The 18,415-nt window shown below is 69.9% G+C and carries 17 protein-coding genes; 15 read left to right on the plus strand and 2 right to left on the minus strand.

The annotated features are described in order from the left end of the window. Positions 1–136 precede the first annotated feature (136 nt). Positions 137–1,693 (plus strand): glutamine-hydrolyzing GMP synthase, encoded by a 1,557-nt coding sequence (guaA, locus tag LOK46_RS02475; protein WP_012317458.1) that lies wholly within the window; start codon positions 137–139, stop codon positions 1,691–1,693. 129 nt (positions 1,694–1,822) lie between these two features. Here guaA and LOK46_RS02480 read toward each other — a convergent pair whose 3' ends face one another. Together LOK46_RS02480 and tsaA are read right to left on the minus strand one after the other, a co-directional pair. Next, positions 1,823–2,515, minus strand: a complete 693-nt coding sequence (locus LOK46_RS02480) for an SGNH/GDSL hydrolase family protein (RefSeq protein ID WP_273562332.1) — start codon at positions 2,513–2,515, stop codon at positions 1,823–1,825. Further along, entirely contained in the window at positions 2,512–3,021 is a 510-nt protein-coding gene (gene tsaA / locus LOK46_RS02485) for a tRNA (N6-threonylcarbamoyladenosine(37)-N6)-methyltransferase TrmO (RefSeq protein WP_273564740.1), read from the minus strand. Before tsaA ends, LOK46_RS02480 begins: the two co-directional genes overlap by 4 nt. Before the next feature lie 125 nt (positions 3,022–3,146). Here tsaA and LOK46_RS02490 point away from each other — a divergent pair, with 125 nt between their 5' ends. From LOK46_RS02490 to hisB, 14 genes are all read left to right on the plus strand, one after another. After that, on the plus strand, positions 3,147–4,640 hold the full coding sequence (locus tag LOK46_RS02490) for an AMP nucleosidase (RefSeq protein ID WP_273562333.1): 1,494 nt from the start codon (positions 3,147–3,149) through the stop codon (positions 4,638–4,640). Positions 4,641–4,796: 156 nt separating this feature from the next. Further along, positions 4,797–5,378, plus strand: a complete 582-nt coding sequence (locus tag LOK46_RS02495) for a hypothetical protein (protein ID WP_443192856.1) — start codon at positions 4,797–4,799, stop codon at positions 5,376–5,378. Between the two features lie 439 nt (positions 5,379–5,817). Next, positions 5,818–7,119 (plus strand): SLC13 family permease, encoded by a 1,302-nt coding sequence (locus LOK46_RS02500; RefSeq protein ID WP_273562335.1) that lies wholly within the window; start codon positions 5,818–5,820, stop codon positions 7,117–7,119. Positions 7,120–7,248: 129 nt separating this feature from the next. After that, the gene (sdhC, locus tag LOK46_RS02505) at positions 7,249–7,650 is read left to right on the plus strand and encodes a succinate dehydrogenase, cytochrome b556 subunit (protein ID WP_273562336.1); all 402 of its coding nucleotides are present in this window, start codon (positions 7,249–7,251) and stop codon (positions 7,648–7,650) included. A gap of 10 nt (positions 7,651–7,660) precedes the next feature. Next, positions 7,661–8,080, plus strand: a complete 420-nt coding sequence (gene sdhD / locus LOK46_RS02510) for a succinate dehydrogenase, hydrophobic membrane anchor protein (protein WP_273562337.1) — start codon at positions 7,661–7,663, stop codon at positions 8,078–8,080. Between the two features lie 31 nt (positions 8,081–8,111). After that, positions 8,112–9,929, plus strand: coding sequence for a succinate dehydrogenase flavoprotein subunit (gene sdhA / locus LOK46_RS02515; RefSeq protein ID WP_076727961.1), 1,818 nt, complete (start codon positions 8,112–8,114; stop codon positions 9,927–9,929). A gap of 85 nt (positions 9,930–10,014) precedes the next feature. Further along, on the plus strand, positions 10,015–10,839 hold the full coding sequence (locus tag LOK46_RS02520) for a succinate dehydrogenase iron-sulfur subunit (protein WP_273562338.1): 825 nt from the start codon (positions 10,015–10,017) through the stop codon (positions 10,837–10,839). Between the two features lie 170 nt (positions 10,840–11,009). Further along, a complete protein-coding gene (locus LOK46_RS02525) occupies positions 11,010–11,597 on the plus strand; it encodes an AprI/Inh family metalloprotease inhibitor (protein ID WP_273562339.1) in 588 nt (195 codons plus the stop codon). Positions 11,598–11,685: 88 nt separating this feature from the next. Further along, a complete protein-coding gene (locus tag LOK46_RS02530) occupies positions 11,686–13,551 on the plus strand; it encodes an ABC transporter ATP-binding protein (protein WP_273562340.1) in 1,866 nt (621 codons plus the stop codon). A 182-nt stretch (positions 13,552–13,733) separates the two neighbouring features. Next, positions 13,734–14,318 (plus strand): ubiquinol-cytochrome c reductase iron-sulfur subunit, encoded by a 585-nt coding sequence (gene petA / locus LOK46_RS02535; RefSeq protein WP_273562341.1) that lies wholly within the window; start codon positions 13,734–13,736, stop codon positions 14,316–14,318. 13 nt (positions 14,319–14,331) lie between these two features. Next, a complete protein-coding gene (locus tag LOK46_RS02540) occupies positions 14,332–15,618 on the plus strand; it encodes a cytochrome b (protein ID WP_273562342.1) in 1,287 nt (428 codons plus the stop codon). Between the two features lie 18 nt (positions 15,619–15,636). Then, positions 15,637–16,548 carry a cytochrome c1 gene (locus tag LOK46_RS02545; RefSeq protein ID WP_273562343.1) on the plus strand — a complete coding sequence of 304 codons (912 nt, stop codon included), beginning with the start codon at positions 15,637–15,639 and terminating at the stop codon, positions 16,546–16,548. A 299-nt stretch (positions 16,549–16,847) separates the two neighbouring features. Then, entirely contained in the window at positions 16,848–17,723 is an 876-nt protein-coding gene (locus LOK46_RS02550; protein WP_063110785.1) for an S-methyl-5'-thioadenosine phosphorylase, read from the plus strand. 84 nt (positions 17,724–17,807) lie between these two features. Continuing rightward, positions 17,808–18,395 carry an imidazoleglycerol-phosphate dehydratase HisB gene (hisB, locus tag LOK46_RS02555; RefSeq protein ID WP_273562344.1) on the plus strand — a complete coding sequence of 196 codons (588 nt, stop codon included), beginning with the start codon at positions 17,808–17,810 and terminating at the stop codon, positions 18,393–18,395. Positions 18,396–18,415: the final 20 nt, after the last annotated feature.

Raw genomic sequence — 18,415 nt, forward strand, 5'->3', positions numbered from 1 at the left:
GCGCTGCGCCGGGACAGAGCGCAGCGCTCAGAACCGACGGGCGAGATCCGGGATTCCGTAGGTGACGGCACGTCAGACGACCGGACAACCGGACTTGTGCGTTGCACGCGCCGCGGCCTTCGGATAATCGCCCGCGATGAACACCGACCACGACAAGATCCTGATCGTCGATTTCGGCTCTCAGGTGACGCAGCTCATCGCCCGCCGGGTACGCGAGGAGGGCGTCTACTGCGAGATCGTGCCCTTCACGAAGGCCGAGGCCGCTTTCCGCGAGCAGAAGCCCAAGGGCGTGATCCTGTCCGGCGGCCCCGAATCCGTGACCGTCGAGGCCTCGCCCCGCGCGCCCCAGCTCGTGTTCGATTCGGGCGTCCCGGTCTTCGGCATCTGCTACGGCCAGCAGACCATGGCGGCGCAGCTCGGCGGCGCCGTCGAGGGCGGCCACCACGCGGAGTTCGGCCGTGCCGAGGTCGAGATCCTGGCCGATTGCCCGCTGTTCAAGGGCGTCTGGCACAAGGGCGAGAAGTACCCGGTCTGGATGAGCCACGGTGACCGCGTCACCAAGCTGCCGGACGGCTTCACCACCGTGGCGATCTCCCGGAACGCGCCCTTCGCGGCGGTGGCCGACGAGGCTCGCAACTACTACGCTGTGCAGTTCCACCCGGAGGTGGCGCACACGCCCCATGGCGCCCTTCTGATCCGCAACTTCGTGCGCGACGTCGCGGGCTGCTCGGGCGACTGGACCATGGGCGCCTACCGCGAGGAGGCCATCGCCAAGATCCGCGAGCAGGTCGGCTCCGAGAAGGTGATCTGCGGCCTGTCGGGCGGCGTCGATTCGGCCGTGGCGGCGGTGCTGATCCACGAGGCGATCGGCGATCAGCTGACCTGCGTGTTCGTCGACCACGGGCTCCTGCGCCTCGGCGAGGCCGAGCAGGTCGTGGCGCTGTTCCGCGACCACTACAACATCCCGCTGGTCCACGTGGAGGCGTCGGGGATGTTCCTCGCGGCTCTGGAGGGCGTCAGCGACCCGGAAATCAAGCGCAAGACGATCGGCCGCCTGTTCATCGACGTGTTCGAGGCTGAATCGAAGAAGATCGGCGGGGCGAAGTTCCTCGCTCAGGGCACGCTCTACCCCGACGTGATCGAGAGCGTGTCGTTCACCGGCGGCCCGTCCGTGACCATCAAGAGCCACCACAATGTCGGCGGCCTGCCCGAGCGCATGAACATGAAGCTCGTGGAGCCGCTCCGCGAGCTGTTCAAGGACGAGGTCCGGGTGCTCGGCAAGGAGCTCGGCCTGCCCGAGGGCTTCGTCGGCCGCCACCCGTTCCCGGGCCCGGGCCTGGCGATCCGCTGCCCCGGCACCATCACGGGCGAGAAGCTGGAGGCCCTGCGCAAGGCCGACGCGATCTACCTCGATGAGATCCGGCAGGCCGGCCTCTACGACACGATCTGGCAGGCCTTCGCGGTGATCCTGCCGGTGAAGACCGTCGGCGTGATGGGCGACGGGCGCACCTACGACCACGTCTGCGCGCTGCGCGCCGTCACCTCGGTCGACGGCATGACCGCCGACTTCTACCCGTTCGACATGGCCTTCCTGGGCCGGGTCGCGACCCGGATCATCAACGAGGTGAAGGGCATCAACCGGGTGACCTACGACATCACCTCGAAGCCGCCCGGCACGATCGAGTGGGAGTGAGCCGGCGTCCGGCCCGATACCGCGCCGTCATCGCGTTAGGAGCGAAGCGACCCAGGGCAGCGTGACGCTTCGATCCGTGGCGCGCTTCTGGATTGCTTCGCTCCGCTCGCAAAGACGCGGCGCCCGCCCTCACGGGGTGCAGAGCGCCGGCTCGACTGCCCTCAGCGCCGGCCGGAACGCCGCGAGATGCAGCCCGTCGCGCAGGGCGCCGGGCTTGGCGTAGCCCGTATCGCCGTCGCGCAGGGCCGCGAACGGGTCCGTGAAGACGCAGCCGAGCCGCCCGCAGAGGTTCTGCAATCGGCGCGAGTAATCCGCGACCGCGCCGGCATCGACCAGCTTGCCGATCTCGCGACCGACCGGGGGGAGGGCGGTCACCACGACGCGCGGGCTGAGGGTCTGCAGCCGCTTGACGATCGTCTCGGCGGCGGCCTCGAACTGCTCTGTCGGCTTGTGCAGTTGCGGGTTGTTCTTCACCAGGATGTCGTTGGTCCCGATCGTCAGAGCGGCGATCCGGGGATGCACCTTGAAAGTCAGGCGCGCGAGGTAGTCCGCGTAGCTGGCCGCGGTCGCGCCGCTGATCCCGCCGTTGAGGAACTCGAGGCCGCAGGGCCGCTGGCTCCCGGGCTGCAGCTCCACCTGGGAATCGCCCGCCCAGAACACGTAGTCCGGCGGCGCCTCGTCGAGGCTGACCTGCACGGCGATCAGGCGCATCTCCGCGTAGGCCCGCGCGTCGGCTCCCGGCCGGTGCAGGCGCCACCCGGCGAACCCGCCGATCGCCAGCAGGGCGAGCGCGCCGAGACTGAGCAGGACGGCGCGTTTCACGGCTCGGCCCCAGCCCGGTCGACGCGGGCGTCGGGCCGCGCATCCGTCGTGGCGTAGTACGGCTTGATGTCGAGGAGCGGCGTGCCGTCGAGGCAGTCGAGCCCGCGCACGCGGAGCGTGTCGCCGTCGCGCCCGAGCAGTTCCACCACCGACAGGGCGATCGGGTTGGGACGGGCGGGGGAGCGCAACGAGAACGTGCCGCGGGGGCCGTCGGCGTGGCGCGGCCGCTGGACCACGAGGCCGCGGGTCGCCCGATCCATCCAGTAGAGCAGGATCAGGTGCGTGCAGCCCGCGACGTTGCGCAGGCCGGGGGCGTAGGCCGGATCGACCTCCACGGTGCAGACCGCGTCGGTCTGCAGGCCGTTCTTGGGGCAGTCGCACCGCGCCTGCCAGGGCGTGCGCAGCCGGCCGATGAAGTGGAGGCCCGCGTCGAAGGTCGCGGGCAGCGCGGCCCTCTCTTCACCGGGACGGGTCCCGAACTCATCCGCGTCCTTGCCCGCGTCCATGTCCGCGTCCTTGCCGCCTCGCTCCGCGCCGGCCGGCTTGTCGGCCATGTGTTCGCGGCCCGCAACCCCGCATCTCGCCCCCGGATGGCGCGGGGTGTAGATCCGGCAGCAGCAACGGAGGCGACATGATCGAGCGGGAATTGCGGCCGATGCAGGCGGTGGCGGATGCCGCGACCGCCATCGACCGGCTTGTCGAACTCTACGACGACGCGGCCGGCGCCTTGCGGGCCGCCCTGGAGCGCTACCTCGCCGGCGGGCCGCCGCCGGACACCACGGAGCGGCTCGCCTTCCGCTACCCGGAGTTGCGGATCAGCTACCGCCCGGACGGGCCGCTGCCGCGGGTCCGGCGCGCCACCGCCAAGCTCCAGGCCGCCGGCACCTACGCCACCACGGTCACGCATCCGGGCTTCTTCCGGACCTATCTGACGCGCCAGCTGGAGCCGCTGATCGCCGATTACGGCATCGCCATCGAGGTCGGCCTGAGCGCGCAGGAGATTCCCTACCCCTATGTGCTGGAGGCCGGGCTGGACGCGCGCGGGCGGACCGTCGACGGCGCCGACCTCGCCACCTACTTCCCGGTCCCGCTCCTGTCGCTCGTGGGGGACGAGATCGCCGACGGGACGTTCGACCAGATCGCCGGCGAGCCGCTGCCGCTGGCGCTGTTCGACGCGGTGCGGGTCGACTACTCGCTCCGGCGCCTCGTCCATTATACAGGCTGCGACTGGCGCGACGTCCAGCCCTGGATCCTGCTCACCAACTATCACCGCTACGTCGACCAGTTCGTCCGCCACGGGCTGGAGCGGCTGGCCTCGGGAGCGGAGGGGTTCGAGCGGCTGGTCCTGCCGGGCGGCGTGTCCGTGACCCGCGCCGAGGCGGCCGATGCCGACCCCGCCGCGGTGATCGCCGCCTCGCCCTGGCACCGGCACCAGATGCCGGCCTACCATCTGGTGGCGCGCGACGCCGACGGGACGCAGCAGGGCACGACTTTGGTCAACATCGGCGTCGGGCCGTCGAACGCGAAGACGATCACCGACCACCTCGCCGTGCTGCGCCCGGATTGCTGGCTGATGGTCGGCCATTGCGGTGGCCTGCGGCAGTCGCAGACCATCGGCGACTACGTGCTGGCGCACGCCTATCTCCGCCGCGACCGGATCCTGGACGAGCTCGTGCCGCCGGACGTGCCGGTACCGGCCCTCGCCGAGGTGCAGGTCGCCCTCCAGGATGCCGCCGCCGCGGTCACGGGCGAGCAGGCCGACGCGCTCAAGCGGCGCCTGCGCACCGGCACGGTGGTGACCTACGACGACCGCAATTGGGAGCTGCGTTTCAGCCAGGAGCGGCGTCGGATCAACCAGTCCCGCGCGGTGGCGGTGGACATGGAGAGCGGCACCGTCGCCGCCCAGGGCTTCCGCCTGCGCGTGCCCTACGGCGCGCTGCTCTGCGTCTCCGACAAGCCGCTCCACGGCGAGATCAAGCTGCCGGGCGCCGCCAACGCCTTCTACGACCGGGCGGTCTCGGAGCATCTCCAGGTTGGGCTGGCGGCCCTCGACGTGCTGCGAGCCGACCGGCATGGTCTCCACTCCCGCAAGCTGCGAAGCTTCGACGAACCGCCTTTCCGGTAAGGTTCCGCGAAGCCTGTGAAGAGGCTCAGGCCCGCGACGGGCAGAGCCCCGTCTCAGCGACCGACTGCCACGCCGTCAGCAATACTCAAGCTTGGATACAGCCGTTGCGAGCGGTGTTGAGAGGTTAAGACACCACACATCAAGCTGAGCTTTCCCATGAATCGTATGGCACTCGTTTCGACCGCCCTCCTGGCGGCCGTCGCTCTCGCGCCGACCGGCGCCGATGCCCGCGGCTTCGGCGGCGGTGGCTTCCACGGCGGCGGCTTCGGCGGCGGCGGATTCCACGGTGGCGGTTTCGGCGGCGGCTTCCGCGGCGGCAGTGTCGGCGGCGGAGCATTCCGGAACGGCGGCTTCGGAGGCGGCGCCTTCCAGAACGGGGGCGTCGGCGGGGCACGGGTCGGCGGACTGAGTGGCGGCTTCCGCGGCGCCGGGCTCGGGGCGGCCGGCGTCGGCGGCGCCCGGACCGGCGGCCTGCGCACCGGCGGATACAACCAGGCTGGCCGGTTCGGCGGGATCGGAAATCGCGGGATCGCCGGTCGTGGCTTCGTCAACCGCGGCTATTACGGCCACCGCTACGGCCGCGGCGTCGGCTACGGGCTCGCCGGCCTCGGGCTCGGCCTTGGCGTCGGTTACGGCCTGGGCGGTCTCGACTCCGGCTACGACAACTGCAGCTACAACTACGGCTACGGCGCCTACGACCCGGCTGCCTGCAACGGCTATTACGGCTACGGCTACTGAGTCCGGCGGCGCGGGCGCCGTGCCCGCGCTCCGGCCCAGCGACGCGTCCGCGCCCGGCCCTCCAGGCCGGGCGTTTCCGTTCGGGCCCTCCCGCGCCTTTCGTGTCACGGGAAGACGTGGCGGCACGTCGATCGGCGCCGGCCTTCGCGAGCACCGGCGGCGAGACGCAAACCTGGAACCCCGGTCTATGCCGCACTTGGCAGGGTCGGCATTCCCGGCGCCCGGACTCCGCCGCGCGGCCTCCAGGTGAGGGGGGCAGTCGCGGCCGCGCGCCGGAAGACCCGCGCGGATCGGACCGCTTTCTCCGCAGTCGACGAAGCGGGAAGCGTCCACAGCCTTCGCGGCTCACGAAGGCTTGCTCAACATCTCCCGAATTGCGAACCGTTCCAATTGGATGAGGATGCCGCCTCCGGCGTGGCGTGGGGCGGGGACGATCGCGGTGAGCGGCGAGGGACTGATTGCGGCAACGGCGGCGCTGCTCGTGCTGTGCATGGGCCTCTGGGCGACCGCGCTTCTGCCCGAGATCGTCACGGCGCTCGCCTTCTTCGGGCTGGCGATGCTGCTGCGGCTCGGCTCCGCCGCCACCGTGTTCTCGGGCTTCTCGTCCTCAGCCTTCTGGCTGGTCCTGTCCGGCATGGTGGTCGGGCAGGGCATGACCCGGACAGGCCTCGGCGCCCGGATGGCCCGGACGCTCGCCCTGCGGCTCTCGGGCTCCTACGGACGCTTCATCGCCGGGCTCGTGACGCTGAGTTTCCTCATCGCCTTCGTCATGCCGTCGAATCTCGGCCGCATCGCCCTGATGATCCCGGTGACCCTGGCGCTCTGCGACGCCTTCGGCCTCGCGGCCGGGCGCCCCGGGCGGACCGGGGCGGTCCTGGCCGTCGGCCTCGCCACGCCGATCCTGTCGGCGGCGATCCTGCCCGCCAACGTGCCGAACCTCGTCATGGCCGGCTCGGCGGAGCACCTGCTCGGCCTGCACCTCTCGTACCTCTCCTACTTCCTCCTGCACGCCCCGGTGCTGGCGATGGTGAAGGGGGTGCTGCTGGTCGCCCTCATCGTCCGGCTGTTCCCGGACGACCTCGGCTCCGCCGCTCCGACCCTGCCGGAGCTGCCGCCACTCTCCGCGCCCGAGCGGCGCCTCGCGGTGATCCTCGCCTGCACGCTCGTCCTCTGGATGACCGACAGCCTGCACGGTCTCGCCCCGGCCTGGGTCGGCCTCGCCGCCGCGGTGGTCTGCCTGCTGCCGCGGATCGGCGTGCTTCCGCCGGAATCGTTCCAGCAGGTGAACCTGCGGACCTGCTTCTACATCGCAGCGCTCCTCGGCCTCGTCGCCCTGGTCAACGAGACCGGGCTGGGCGAGCGGCTCGGCCATCTCCTGCTGACGGTGGCGCCGCTGGCGCACGACGCCCCGACGCAGAACTTCGCGGTGCTCACCGGCATCGCCACGGTCCTGACCCTCCTCGTCACCGCGAACGGCGCCCCGGCCCTCTACACGGCCCTGGCGGGCGAGATGACGGAGGCGAGCGGCCTGTCACCGCTGGCGGTCGTCTCACTGCAGGTGATCGGCTACTCGACCGTGTTCTTCCCCTACCAGGCGCCCCCGATCGTGTTCGCCAGCGAGCTCGGGCGGGTCCGTCTCCGGGATGCGACCCGGCTCACGCTGAGCTTCGGATTCCTGTCGCTGCTGGTGGCGGCGCCGCTCGATTACGCGTGGTGGCGGATCCTGGGGCAGCTGAAGTGACAGAATCGGCAAAGTGTCGCCTCGGACGGCACATTGCGCCGCACCATGGCGGATTGCGGGTTGCCCGCTCAGCCACTAGCGCTACCAGATTAGAGACGGTCCAGTTCGCAGCTGCGAGGCTTCAACCCGATGGCACCCACCGCCCGCCCGACAGTGGCACAGCCGATGTCGCCGCATCTCCAGATCTATCGCTGGACCTGGACGATGGCCATGTCGGTGTTCCACCGCATCACCGGCACCGCGCTCTACGGCGGGACTGCTCTCGTCGCGATCTGGCTCGTGGCTCTGGCTTCGGGCCCGGTCGGCTACTCTTACGTGGCCGGGTTCTTCGGCTCGATCTTCGGGCGCCTGATCCTGTTCGCCTACACGTGGATCCTGATGCACCACATGCTCGGCGGCATCCGGCACCTGATCTGGGACACCGGCGTCGGGTTCGACCGCGAGAAGCGCCTCTCGATGGCCCGGTTGACGCTGATCGGCTCGGTGGCCCTCACCCTCGTCATCTGGGCGGTCGCCCTTCTGGTCCGCTGAGGAGGCCGACATGGCTAAGGAAGAGGTCCGGCAGGACACGCGCGTCTCGATCCGCACCCCCCGGGCGCGGGTGCGCGGCCTCGGCGTCTCCCATCACGGTGCCGGCCACTGGTGGCTGCAGCGGCTCACCGCCGTCGGCAACGTCGTGCTCATGCTGAGTTTCGTGGTGATCATCGCCAAGATGGCGGGCCGCGGCTACCCGGAGGCGCGGCTCCTCGTCGCGACCCCCCTGGTCTCGATCCTCCTGATCCTGGCGCTGCTGTCGGTGACGGTCCACATGCGCCTCGGCATGCAGGTGATCATCGAGGACTACGTGCACGCGCCGGCGACGAAGATCGCGGCGGTGTTCGCCAACAACGCCTACGCGGTCGTCGTGGCCGTCGCCTGCCTCTACGCGGTCCTGCGCATCGGCTTCGGACAGCCGGCCTGACCCCGCCAACATCGATCTCGAGGAGCCGAACATGGCCGCCAACGGCACCAACGGCAGCGGGCCTGCCTACACCATCCACGATCACGCCTTCGACGTCGTGATCGTCGGCGCGGGTGGCGCGGGCCTGCGCGCCACGGTGGGCTGCTCCGAGGCGGGCCTGCGCACCGCCTGCATCACCAAGGTGTTCCCGACCCGCTCGCACACGGTCGCGGCGCAGGGCGGCATCTCGGCGTCCCTCGGCAACATGGGCCCGGACGACTGGCGCTGGCACATGTACGACACCGTGAAGGGGTCGGACTGGCTCGGTGACCAGGACGCGATCGAGTACCTCGTGCGCAACGCGCCCGCCGCCGTCTACGAACTGGAGCACTGGGGCGTGCCGTTCTCCCGCACGGAGGAGGGCAAGATCTACCAGCGCCCGTTCGGCGGCATGACCACCGATTACGGCAAGGGCACCGCCCAGCGCACCTGCGCGGCGGCCGACCGGACCGGCCACGCCATGCTGCACACCCTCTACGGGCAGGCGGTGAAGAACCAGACCGACTTCTTCATCGAGTACTTCGCCCTCGACCTGATCATGGACGACGAGGGCCGCTGCCGCGGCGTCATCGCCCTCGATCAGGCCACCGGCGAGATCCATCGCTTCCGCGCCCAGATGACCATCCTGGCGACCGGCGGCTACGGCCGCGCCTACTTCTCGGCGACCTCCGCCCATACCTGCACGGGCGACGGCAACGCCATGGTGCTGCGCGCCGGCCTGCCGCTGCAGGACATGGAGTTCGTGCAGTTCCACCCGACCGGTATCTACGGCGCGGGCTGCCTGATCACGGAAGGCTCCCGCGGCGAGGGCGGCTACCTCACCAACTCCGAGGGCGAGCGCTTCATGGAGCGCTACGCGCCGTCGGCGAAGGACCTCGCCTCGCGCGACGTGGTCTCGCGCTCCATGACCATGGAGATCCGCGACGGCCGCGGCGTCGGCAAGAACAAGGACCACATCTACCTGCACCTCGACCACCTGGACCCGAAGATCCTGCACGAGCGCCTGCCGGGCATCTCGGAATCGGCGCGGATCTTCGCGGGCGTCGACGTGACCAAGGAGCCGATCCCGGTCATCCCGACCGTCCACTACAACATGGGCGGCATTCCCACGAACTATCACGGCGAGGTGCTGACCCTGCGTGACGGCAACCCCGACACGGTGGTTCCGGGCCTGATGGCGATCGGCGAGGCGGCCTGCGTCTCCGTCCACGGCGCCAACCGCCTGGGCTCGAACTCGCTGATCGACCTCGTGGTCTTCGGCCGCGCCGCCGGCAAGCGCTGCGCCGAGATCGTCGAGCCGAACGGACGGGCCATGGAGTTGCCGAAGGGCGCGACCGACAAGGCCCTCGAGCGCCTCGACCGGTTCCGCTACGCCAACGGCTCGACGCCCACCGCGGAGCTCCGCGCCGAGATGCAGAAGACGATGCAGAACAACTGCGCCGTGTTCCGCACCGGCGAGGTGCTGGAGGAGGGCAAGGGCCTAATCCACAAGGTCTGGAACGCCGCCGCCGACGTGAAGGTCACCGACCGGTCGCTGGTCTGGAACACCGACCTCTTGGAGACCCTGGAGTTCGACAACCTGATCGGCCAGGCGGTGGTGACGATGGAATCGGCCGCCAACCGCACGGAATCGCGCGGCGCCCACGCGCGCGAGGACTTCCCGGACCGCGACGACAAGGACTGGATGAAGCACACCCTGTCCTGGCTCGACGAGGGCCGGCATCAGGTGAACATCGATTACCGGCCGGTCCACACCTACACGATGTCGAACGAGATCCAGTACATCGAGCCGAAGGCGCGCGTGTACTGATCCTCAACTCTGCACCACGACTGCGGCGGCGGGGCCTCGCTCCTCCGCCCGCCGCGTCCTGCTCTAGCGGAAGCCGTCGAGAACCATGGCTCAGTTCAACCTTCCGAAGAACTCTCAGATCACGCAGGGCAAGTCCTGGCCGGCCCCGCCCGGCGCCAGGAACCTGCAGACCTTCAAGATCTACCGCTGGAACCCGGATGACGGGGCCAATCCGCGGATCGACACCTATCAGGTCGACCGCGAGGATTGCGGCCCGATGGTCCTCGACGCGCTGCTGTGGATCAAGAACAGGGTCGATTCGACGCTGGTCTTCCGCCGCTCCTGCCGCGAGGGCATCTGCGGCTCCTGCGCGATGAACATCGAGGGGCAGAACGCGCTCGCCTGCACGATGGGCATCGACGAGTGCAAGAGCCCCGACAACGCCCTGCCGGTCATGACCCGCAAGGACAAGGACGGGGCAATCCGGATCTACCCGCTGCCGCACATGCCGGTCCTGAAGGACCTCGTGCCGGACCTGACGAACTTCTACGCCCAGCACGCCGCGATCGAGCCCTGGCTCCAGACCGAGACGCCCGCCCCCGAGAAGGAGTGGCGCCAGACCCCGGAGGACCGCACCCGCCTCGACGGCCTGTACGAGTGCATCCTGTGCGCGTGCTGCACCACGTCGTGCCCGAGCTACTGGTGGAACGGCGACAAGTTCCTTGGCCCGGCGGCCCTGCTCCAGGCCTATCGCTGGCTGATCGACTCGCGCGACGAGAACACCGGCCACCGCCTCGACGGGCTGCACGACCCGTTCCGGCTGTATCGTTGCCACACGATCATGAACTGCGCCAATACCTGCCCGAAGAGCCTGAACCCGGCGAAAGCCATCGCCGAGATCAAGAAGATGATGGTCGAGCGCACGCTCTGATTGCAAAGTCCTGCCGAGCATGAGGCCTGAGGGCCACACTCGTCCGAAAAGGCCGGCTCTCCGCAGCGGAGTCGGCCCGGGCTGAGGGCGCTGCCTTGCGGTCAGCGCAATTGGCACGGAGTCAGGGTCGAAGCGCCTCCGCGCCCTCAATCCTGACCCGAAGTGGACCGATGCTGCGCCCGAGCCTGACGACGTTCGCCGTTCTCTGTCTGGGTGCCAGTCTCGGCGCCTGCGCCTCGAGCCGCCTCGACGGGCCGCGCACCCGGGGTCCGTCGCCTCAGGCATCCCTCGACGCCGTGCCGGCCATGCCGTCGGGCACCGTGACGGCGGCTCCGCTGGCGCCGCCGCCCGGCGTCGCGGCGAGCCCCGACGCGCCGCCCCCGCCCGGCGCCCAGGCGGCCGCGCCGCCGCCCGGCGGTCCGACCGTGATCGCCGAGCCGGTCGCCCCCCCTGCGCCGCCGCCGCCGGTCGCCACCGGCGGCCGCTCCTCGGTGGTCGGAAGCTGGGATGCCCGGGACGCCACGGGAGCGAACTGCAAGGTCACGCTCTCGAGCACCCCGGCCCTCGACCTGTACCGGGCGACGGCCGCGGGCTGCACCAACAAGGATCTCGCGCGGGTCTCGGCCTGGGACTTCCGCGACGGCGAGGTCTACCTCTACCAGCCGGGCGGCTCGGTGGCGGCGCGGCTGCGCCAGGGCGGCGGCGGCCTGGAAGGCGCCCTGACCAAGTCCGGCGCGGCCCTCGCCCTGAACCGCTGAGGCCGGGCGGCGCGACCACGCCGCGCGGTTGGCACCGGGCGGGAGGCGCTTACATGAGGGGCTCCCGCCGCGTCACGCCCCCGTAAACATGTTCCTCGATTGGCTTGAACGCCGCGTCGATCCCTTCGCGCCCTTCGACGAGGCGCGGATGCCGCCGCGGTCGGTTCTCGGCTTCGCCTGGTTCTACCTGCGTCCGATCCGCGCTGCCCTGGCGGCGCTGTTCGGCATCGCGGTGATCGCCGGCACGGTCGAGGCCTCCCTCTACCTCGTGATGCGCTGGTTCATCGACCTGCTCGGCTCGGCCGACCGGGCGACGGTGCTGTCGGACCACGCGGTCGAGCTCGGGCTGGTGGTCCTGCTGATCGCCGTGGTGCGACCGCTGTCGATCTGGGCCCACGAGGTGCTGTCGAACCAGCTCGTCGTGCCGCAATCGACCAGCCAGATCCGCTGGCGGGCGCATCTCTACACCCTCGGGCACGCGCTCTCGTACTTCCAGGGCGACTTCTCGGGTCGTCTGGCCAACCGCGTCGTCCAGGTGGGCCCGGCGGTGCGGGAACTCGCGGTCGTCTTCATCGACACGCTGCTGTACGTGGCGATCTACGCGATCACCGCGGTCGGGCTGTTCAGCGCGATCTCGCCGTGGCTCGCCGTCCCGGTGCTGCTCTGGATCGCCGCCTACGCGGCCCTGACCGCGTGGTTCGTGCCCCGGGCCCGGGTGCGTTCGCACAAGACCGCCGACACCCGTTCGACGCTCATCGGCCGCATCGTCGACAGCTACACCAACATCCTGACGGTGAAGCTCTTCGCCCGCGACCGCGAGGAGCGGGCGGCGGTGCAGGACGCCGTGGAGGTCCACACCACCGCCTATCTCCACCAGTTCCGGCTGGTGAGCCTGACCACGAGCCTCCTCGGACTGCTCAACAGCGCGCTGCTGATCGCGACCGGCGCCGCCTGCCTGGTCCTGTGGCGCGACGGCGGCATGACCACCGGCGAGGCGTCGGCGGGGCTCGCCCTGGTCCTGCGCCTCATCGCCATGTCGGGCTGGGTCATGCAAACCGTGCGTGGCGTCTTCGAGAACGTCGGCGTGGTCCAGGAGAGCATGCAGACGATGGCCCGGCCGCACGCCCTGGTTGACGCGCCGGACGCGCGGACGCTCGCCGTCACCGGCGGCGAGATCCGGTTCGAGGAGGTCGGCTTCCACTACGGGCGCGGCGACGCCACCGTCATTGAGGATTTCTCCCTGACGATCCGCCCGGGCGAGAAGGTCGGGCTGGTCGGCGTCAGCGGCGCGGGCAAGTCGACCCTGGCGGGCCTGCTCCTGCGGCTCTACGACGTGGAGAGCGGGCGCATCCTGGTGGACGGCCAAGACATCGCGACGGTGACCCAGCAATCCCTGCGCGAGGCCATCGCGATGGTCAGCCAGGACACGTCCCTGCTGCACCGCTCCATCCGCGACAACATCGCCTACGGTCGCCCCGGCGCCACCCAGGCGGAGATCGAGCGGGCCGCGCGGCTCGCGCACGCGGACGCGTTCATCGCCGATCTCGTCGACCACAAGGGGCGGAGGGGCTACGACGCCCAAGTGGGTGAGCGCGGCGTCAAGTTGTCCGGCGGGCAGCGCCAGCGCATCGCCATCGCCCGGGTCATGCTGAAGGACGCGCCGATCCTCATCCTCGACGAGGCGACCTCGGCCCTCGACAGCCAGGTCGAGGCGGCGATCCAGGAATCGCTCGACACGCTGATGGCCGGCAAGACCGTGCTGGCCATCGCGCACCGCCTGTCGACCATCGCGGCCCTCGACCGGCTGGTCGTGATCGACCGCGGCCGGATCATCGAGGAGGGGACGCATGCCGAGCTGGTCGCCGCAGGCGGCGTCTACGCCGGCCTGTGGGCGCGCCAGTCGGGCGGTTTCCTCGACGACGGGACGGCGCGGTACGACAGCGCGGTCGCCTGAGCGGCGGCGCAGCGCGATTGCCGGCAACATAGCACTACGATCGAGGGGCGACCTTATCGCTGCGCCGCACACTGCGGCTTGACTCAGGGGCGGCAGACGGTCTCATTGCTCAGATTAGAACCATAATGCTTTGTTCCCAGACCGAGCTGGGACGAGGGCACCTGCGGCCCTGACGCCGACGCATGGAGTTCCGAACCTTGGCGAACACATCAGCCGCCGCTCCCGCGGTCTCTGGTCATGAGGGCAGCCGCCGTGACTTCCTGTTCCTGGCGACCGGCGCCGGGCTGGCGGTCGGGGCAGGGGCCGTCGTCTGGCCGCTGATCTCTTCCATGGCGCCAGACGCCGACACGATCGCCGCCGGCGCGCCGATCGAGGTCGACCTCACGCCGATCCAGGACGGTCAGATCGTCAATGTCTTCTGGCGCGGCAAGCTGATCTTCGTGCGCAAGCTGACCGCCAAGGAAGTGACCGACATGAAGGCGGTCCCGCTCTCGGCGATGATCGACCCGGCCGCCTTCCCGACGCGGGTCAAGAGCGGCCACGATCAGTGGCTGATCGTCTACGGCAACTGCACGCATCTGGGCTGCGTGCCGATCGGCCACCAGGGCAATTTCGAGGGCTGGGCCTGCCCGTGCCACGGCTCGCAATTCGACGCGGTGGGTCGCGTGCGCCACGGACCGGCGCCCATCAACCTGCCGATCCCGCCCTACGCCTTCGAGACGGATTCCAAGATCCGGATCGGCGAGGGCGGCAAGGAAGCGGCCTGAGGAGGACGGAAGCATGAGCGCAACGGCCAGCACCTACGTCCCCAAGAGCCGCGTGGCCAAATGGTTCGAGGCGCGCCTGCCCATCGTCGGGCTGGTGCACTCCTCGTTCGTGGCCTTTCCGGTCCCCCGGAACCTCAACTATTTCTGGACCTTCGGGGCGATCCTGATCGCCTTCCTGGGCATCCAGATCGTCACCGGCGTCTGGCTGGCGATGCACTACGAGCCCTCGGCGACGGGTGCCTTCAACTCCGTCGAGAAGATCATGCGCGACGTGAACTACGGCTGGCTGCTGCGCTACGCGCACGCCAACGGCGCGTCGATGTTCTTCGTCGCCGTGTACCTGCACATGTTCCGCAACCTCTATTACGGGTCGTACAAGGCGCCGCGCGAGGTGCTCTACATCCTCGGCGTCGTGATTTACCTGCTGATGATGGCGACCGCGTTCCTCGGCTACACGCTGCCCTGGGGCCAGATGAGCTTCTGGGGCGCCACCGTCATCACCAACATCCTGGCGGCGATCCCGGTGGTCGGCGACACGATCCAGACTCTGCTCTGGGGCGGCTACTCGGTGGGCAACCCGACCGTGAACCGCTTCTTCTCGCTGCACTACCTGCTGCCGTGGATGATCGCCGGCGTCGTCGTGCTGCACGTCTGGGCGCTGCACGTCACCGGCCAGAACAACCCGGTCGGCATCCCGATCAAGTCGGGCAAGGACGCGGTGCCGTTCACGCCCTACGCGACGATCAAGGACGTGTTCGCCGTCTGCGTATTCATGATCCTGTTCTCCTGGTTCCTGTTCTACCAGCCGAACTATCTCGGCCACGCCGACAACTACATCCAGGCCAATCCGGCGGTGACGCCCGCCCACATCGTGCCGGAATGGTACTTCCTGCCGTTCTACGCGATCCTGCGCGCGGTCCCGAGCAAGCTCGGCGGCGTGATCCTGATGTTCTCGGCGGTGGTCATCCTGGCCTTCGCGCCGTGGCTCGACACGTCGCGGATCCGCTCGTGCAACTACCGGCCGCTCTACCGGCAGTTCTTCTGGGTCTTCGTCGGCGCCACCCTGCTCCTCGGCTGGCTCGGCTCCCAGCCCCCGGAAGGCGGCTACGTGCTCGCCGCGCAGGTCTGCACCGCCTACTACTTCGCGCACTTCCTGATCGTCATGCCGCTCTGCGGCCTGTTCGAGACGCCGAAGAAGCTGCCGGGCTCGATCCTCGAGAGCGTGACCGGGCCGGGCAAGCAGGTGAGCGGGTCCGGCATGCCGGCCGGCGCCGCCGCCGCTCCGACCACCAAAGGCTGACGGGCCGACGACAGGACCATGATCATGACCCGCGTCCTCTCGACGACCGCCGCGGCCGCCCTGGCGGCCCTCCTGATCGGCGCCGTGCCGGTCTCCGCCCAGGAAGGGCACGGCGGGCCGATCCCGGCCCGCGTCAACTGGAGCTTCGCCGGCGTGTTCGGCCGCTTCGACACCGCGCAGCTGCAGCGCGGCTTCCAGGTCTACAAGGAGGTCTGCTCCGCCTGCCACTCGATGAAGCTGGTCTCCTTCCGCAACCTCGCGCAGGAGGGCGGGCCGCACTTCTCCGCCGGGCAGGTCAAGGCGCTGGCCGCGACCTACCAGGTCAAGGACGGGCCGAACGACGCCGGCGACATGTTCGAACGGCCGGGCCGGCCGGCCGACACCTTCCCGCCGCCCTTCCCGAACGACCAGGCGGCGGCCGCGGCCAACGGCGGCAAGGCGCCGCCGGACTTCTCGGTGATCGCCAAGGCGCGTACCTTCTCCCGCGGCTCGCTCTACTTCCTGACCGACTGGCTGCCGCTCGTCGGCTACTCGGAGCAGGGACCGGACTACATCCACGCCCTGATCAACGGCTACGAGGATCCGCCTAAGGACTTCGCGCTGCCGGAGGGCGGCCACTACAACAAGTACTACCCCGGCCACATCATCGCGATGCCGACGCCGATCACCGACGGGCAGGTCTCCTACCCGAAGAACGATCAGGGCCAGCCGGTCGTGCCCGAGACGGTCGACCAGTACGGCAAGGACGTCTCGGCTTTCCTGATGTGGGCGGCCGAGCCGCACATGATGGACCGCAAGGCCCTGGGCTTCCGGGTGATCCTGTTCCTGATCATCCTGTCGGGCCTGCTCTACTACGTGAAGAAGAAGATCTGGGCGGATGTCGGCGGCGAGGTCCACGGCCTCCAGCCGGAGCTGCACAAGACCTACTGAGGCGGGCCGGATCGGTTCGCCGTTCGGATGGGCCTCCCTCGGGAGGCCCATCTTTTTTCTGGCCGGCTCTCCATGCTACCGCTCGCCCGCCGCGACGGTCCTCCGTCCGTCAGCGCCCGTCCCCTGCACCACCTCATCCTGAGGTGACCGCGTCAGCGGGCCTCGGAGCAGGGCTCCAGGGATCAGAGCGGCTCTTGGAGGGTTCCTTCGAGCCCTCTGCATGGCTCCGGCACCTCGGGATGAGGTGCCGGGTGGGATAGGCCGCGCTGCCGAGGCGTCGCGCGTTGAGGGATTCCGGCATGAGCGCAGCGGTACTGGGTGTCATGGGTGGCTCCGGCGTCTACGACCTGCCGGGTCTCGAGGACGTGCGCGAGGAGCGCGTGGCGTCGCCCTGGGGCGAGCCCTCGGACGCCCTGCGGATCGGGCGGATCGGCGACACCAAGGTCGTGTTCCTGGCCCGCCACGGGCGGGGGCACCGGCTCTCGCCGTCGGGCATCAACTACCGCGCCAATATCGACGCCCTGAAGCGGGCCGGCGTCACCGACCTCGTCGCCCTCTCGGCCTGCGGCTCCTTCCGCGAGGACCTGCCCCCGGGCCTCTTCGTGCTCGTCGACCAGTTCGTCGACCGCACCCACGGCCGCGCCTCGTCGTTCTTCGGCGACGGCTGCGTCGCCCACGTCTCGCTCGCCCATCCCGTCGGCCCCGGCCTGCAGGCGCGGATCGCCCAGGCCGCGAAGGCCGAGGACATCGCGGTCCATCGCGGCGGCACGTACGTGTGCATGGAGGGGCCGCAATTCTCGTCGCTGGCCGAATCCCGCGCCTACAAGGCTCAGGGCTTCGACGTGATCGGCATGACCAACATGCCCGAGGCCAAGCTCGCCCGCGAGGCGGAGATCACCTACGCGACCATCGCGATGGTGACCGACTACGATTGCTGGCACCCCGGCCACGACGCCGTCGACGTCGCCTCGGTCATCGCCGTCGCCCGGGCCAACGCCGACAAGGCGGCGCGGCTCGTGGCCCGTCTCGCCCGCGACTTCCCGGCCGAGCGCGAGCCGTGCCCGGCGGGCTCGCACCGGGCGCTCGACGGCGCGATCATGACGGCGCCCGCCGTCCGCGACCCGGCACTGCTCGCCAAGCTCGACGCCGTAGCGGGCCGGGTGCTCAACGGGTAATCGGCCGCCCTTTCCATTCCGCGACGAGTCCCTCTAGAAGGCGCGGGCGGCCGCGGCCGCCCCCGACGCGAAGTCCAGACCGAAATGCGCAGCGCCTCTATCAGCCGGAAGACCGCGGAGACCGATATCGCGGTCACCGTCAATCTCGACGGGACCGGGAAGTCGACGATCGCCACCGGCATCGGCTTCCTCGACCACATGCTGGATCTGCTGGCGCGTCACGCCCTGTTCGACCTGGACGTGAAGGTCGACGGCGACCTGCACATCGACCAGCACCACTCGGCCGAGGATTGCGGCATCGCCCTGGGGCAGGCCTTCGCCAAGGCGCTCGGCGACAAGCGCGGGGTCACGCGCTACGCCGACATCCACCTTCCGATGGACGAGGCGCTCACTCGGGTCTGCGTCGACATCTCGGGACGGCCCTTCCTGGTGTTCCGCACGACGTTCCGCGTGGAGAAGATCGGGCAATTCGACACCGAGCTGGTGCGCGAGTGGTTCCAGGCCTTCGCGATGAATGCCGGCCTGACCCTCCACGTGGAGACTCTCTACGGCGACAACGCCCACCACATCGCGGAGAGCTGCTACAAGGGGCTGGCCCGCGCCTTGCGGAAGGCCGTGGCGATCGATCCGCGGGAGGAGGGGCGCGTTCCCTCCACCAAGGGCTCCCTGTAGACCTGTTGTCGTCGGGCGCC

Origin of the sequence: Methylobacterium sp. NMS14P (assembly GCF_028583545.1) — a bacterium.
Classification (GTDB): domain Bacteria; phylum Pseudomonadota; class Alphaproteobacteria; order Rhizobiales; family Beijerinckiaceae; genus Methylobacterium.

What these genes read in the sequence shown, in the direction of transcription:
- guaA (WP_012317458.1), top strand. Translation starts at nt 137, where the DNA reads ATGAACACCGACCACGACAAGATCCTGATCGTCGATTTCGGCTCTCAG.
- tsaA (WP_273564740.1), bottom strand. Translation starts at nt 3,021, where the DNA reads ATGGACGCGGGCAAGGACGCGGATGAGTTCGGGACCCGTCCCGGTGAA.
- LOK46_RS02490 (WP_273562333.1), top strand. Translation starts at nt 3,147, where the DNA reads ATGATCGAGCGGGAATTGCGGCCGATGCAGGCGGTGGCGGATGCCGCG.
- LOK46_RS02495 (WP_443192856.1), top strand. Translation starts at nt 4,797, where the DNA reads ATGAATCGTATGGCACTCGTTTCGACCGCCCTCCTGGCGGCCGTCGCT.
- sdhC (WP_273562336.1), top strand. Translation starts at nt 7,249, where the DNA reads ATGGCACCCACCGCCCGCCCGACAGTGGCACAGCCGATGTCGCCGCAT.
- sdhD (WP_273562337.1), top strand. Translation starts at nt 7,661, where the DNA reads ATGGCTAAGGAAGAGGTCCGGCAGGACACGCGCGTCTCGATCCGCACC.
- sdhA (WP_076727961.1), top strand. Translation starts at nt 8,112, where the DNA reads ATGGCCGCCAACGGCACCAACGGCAGCGGGCCTGCCTACACCATCCAC.
- LOK46_RS02520 (WP_273562338.1), top strand. Translation starts at nt 10,015, where the DNA reads ATGGCTCAGTTCAACCTTCCGAAGAACTCTCAGATCACGCAGGGCAAG.
- LOK46_RS02525 (WP_273562339.1), top strand. Translation starts at nt 11,010, where the DNA reads ATGCTGCGCCCGAGCCTGACGACGTTCGCCGTTCTCTGTCTGGGTGCC.
- LOK46_RS02530 (WP_273562340.1), top strand. Translation starts at nt 11,686, where the DNA reads ATGTTCCTCGATTGGCTTGAACGCCGCGTCGATCCCTTCGCGCCCTTC.
- petA (WP_273562341.1), top strand. Translation starts at nt 13,734, where the DNA reads ATGGAGTTCCGAACCTTGGCGAACACATCAGCCGCCGCTCCCGCGGTC.
- LOK46_RS02540 (WP_273562342.1), top strand. Translation starts at nt 14,332, where the DNA reads ATGAGCGCAACGGCCAGCACCTACGTCCCCAAGAGCCGCGTGGCCAAA.
- LOK46_RS02545 (WP_273562343.1), top strand. Translation starts at nt 15,637, where the DNA reads ATGATCATGACCCGCGTCCTCTCGACGACCGCCGCGGCCGCCCTGGCG.
- LOK46_RS02550 (WP_063110785.1), top strand. Translation starts at nt 16,848, where the DNA reads ATGAGCGCAGCGGTACTGGGTGTCATGGGTGGCTCCGGCGTCTACGAC.
- hisB (WP_273562344.1), top strand. Translation starts at nt 17,808, where the DNA reads ATGCGCAGCGCCTCTATCAGCCGGAAGACCGCGGAGACCGATATCGCG.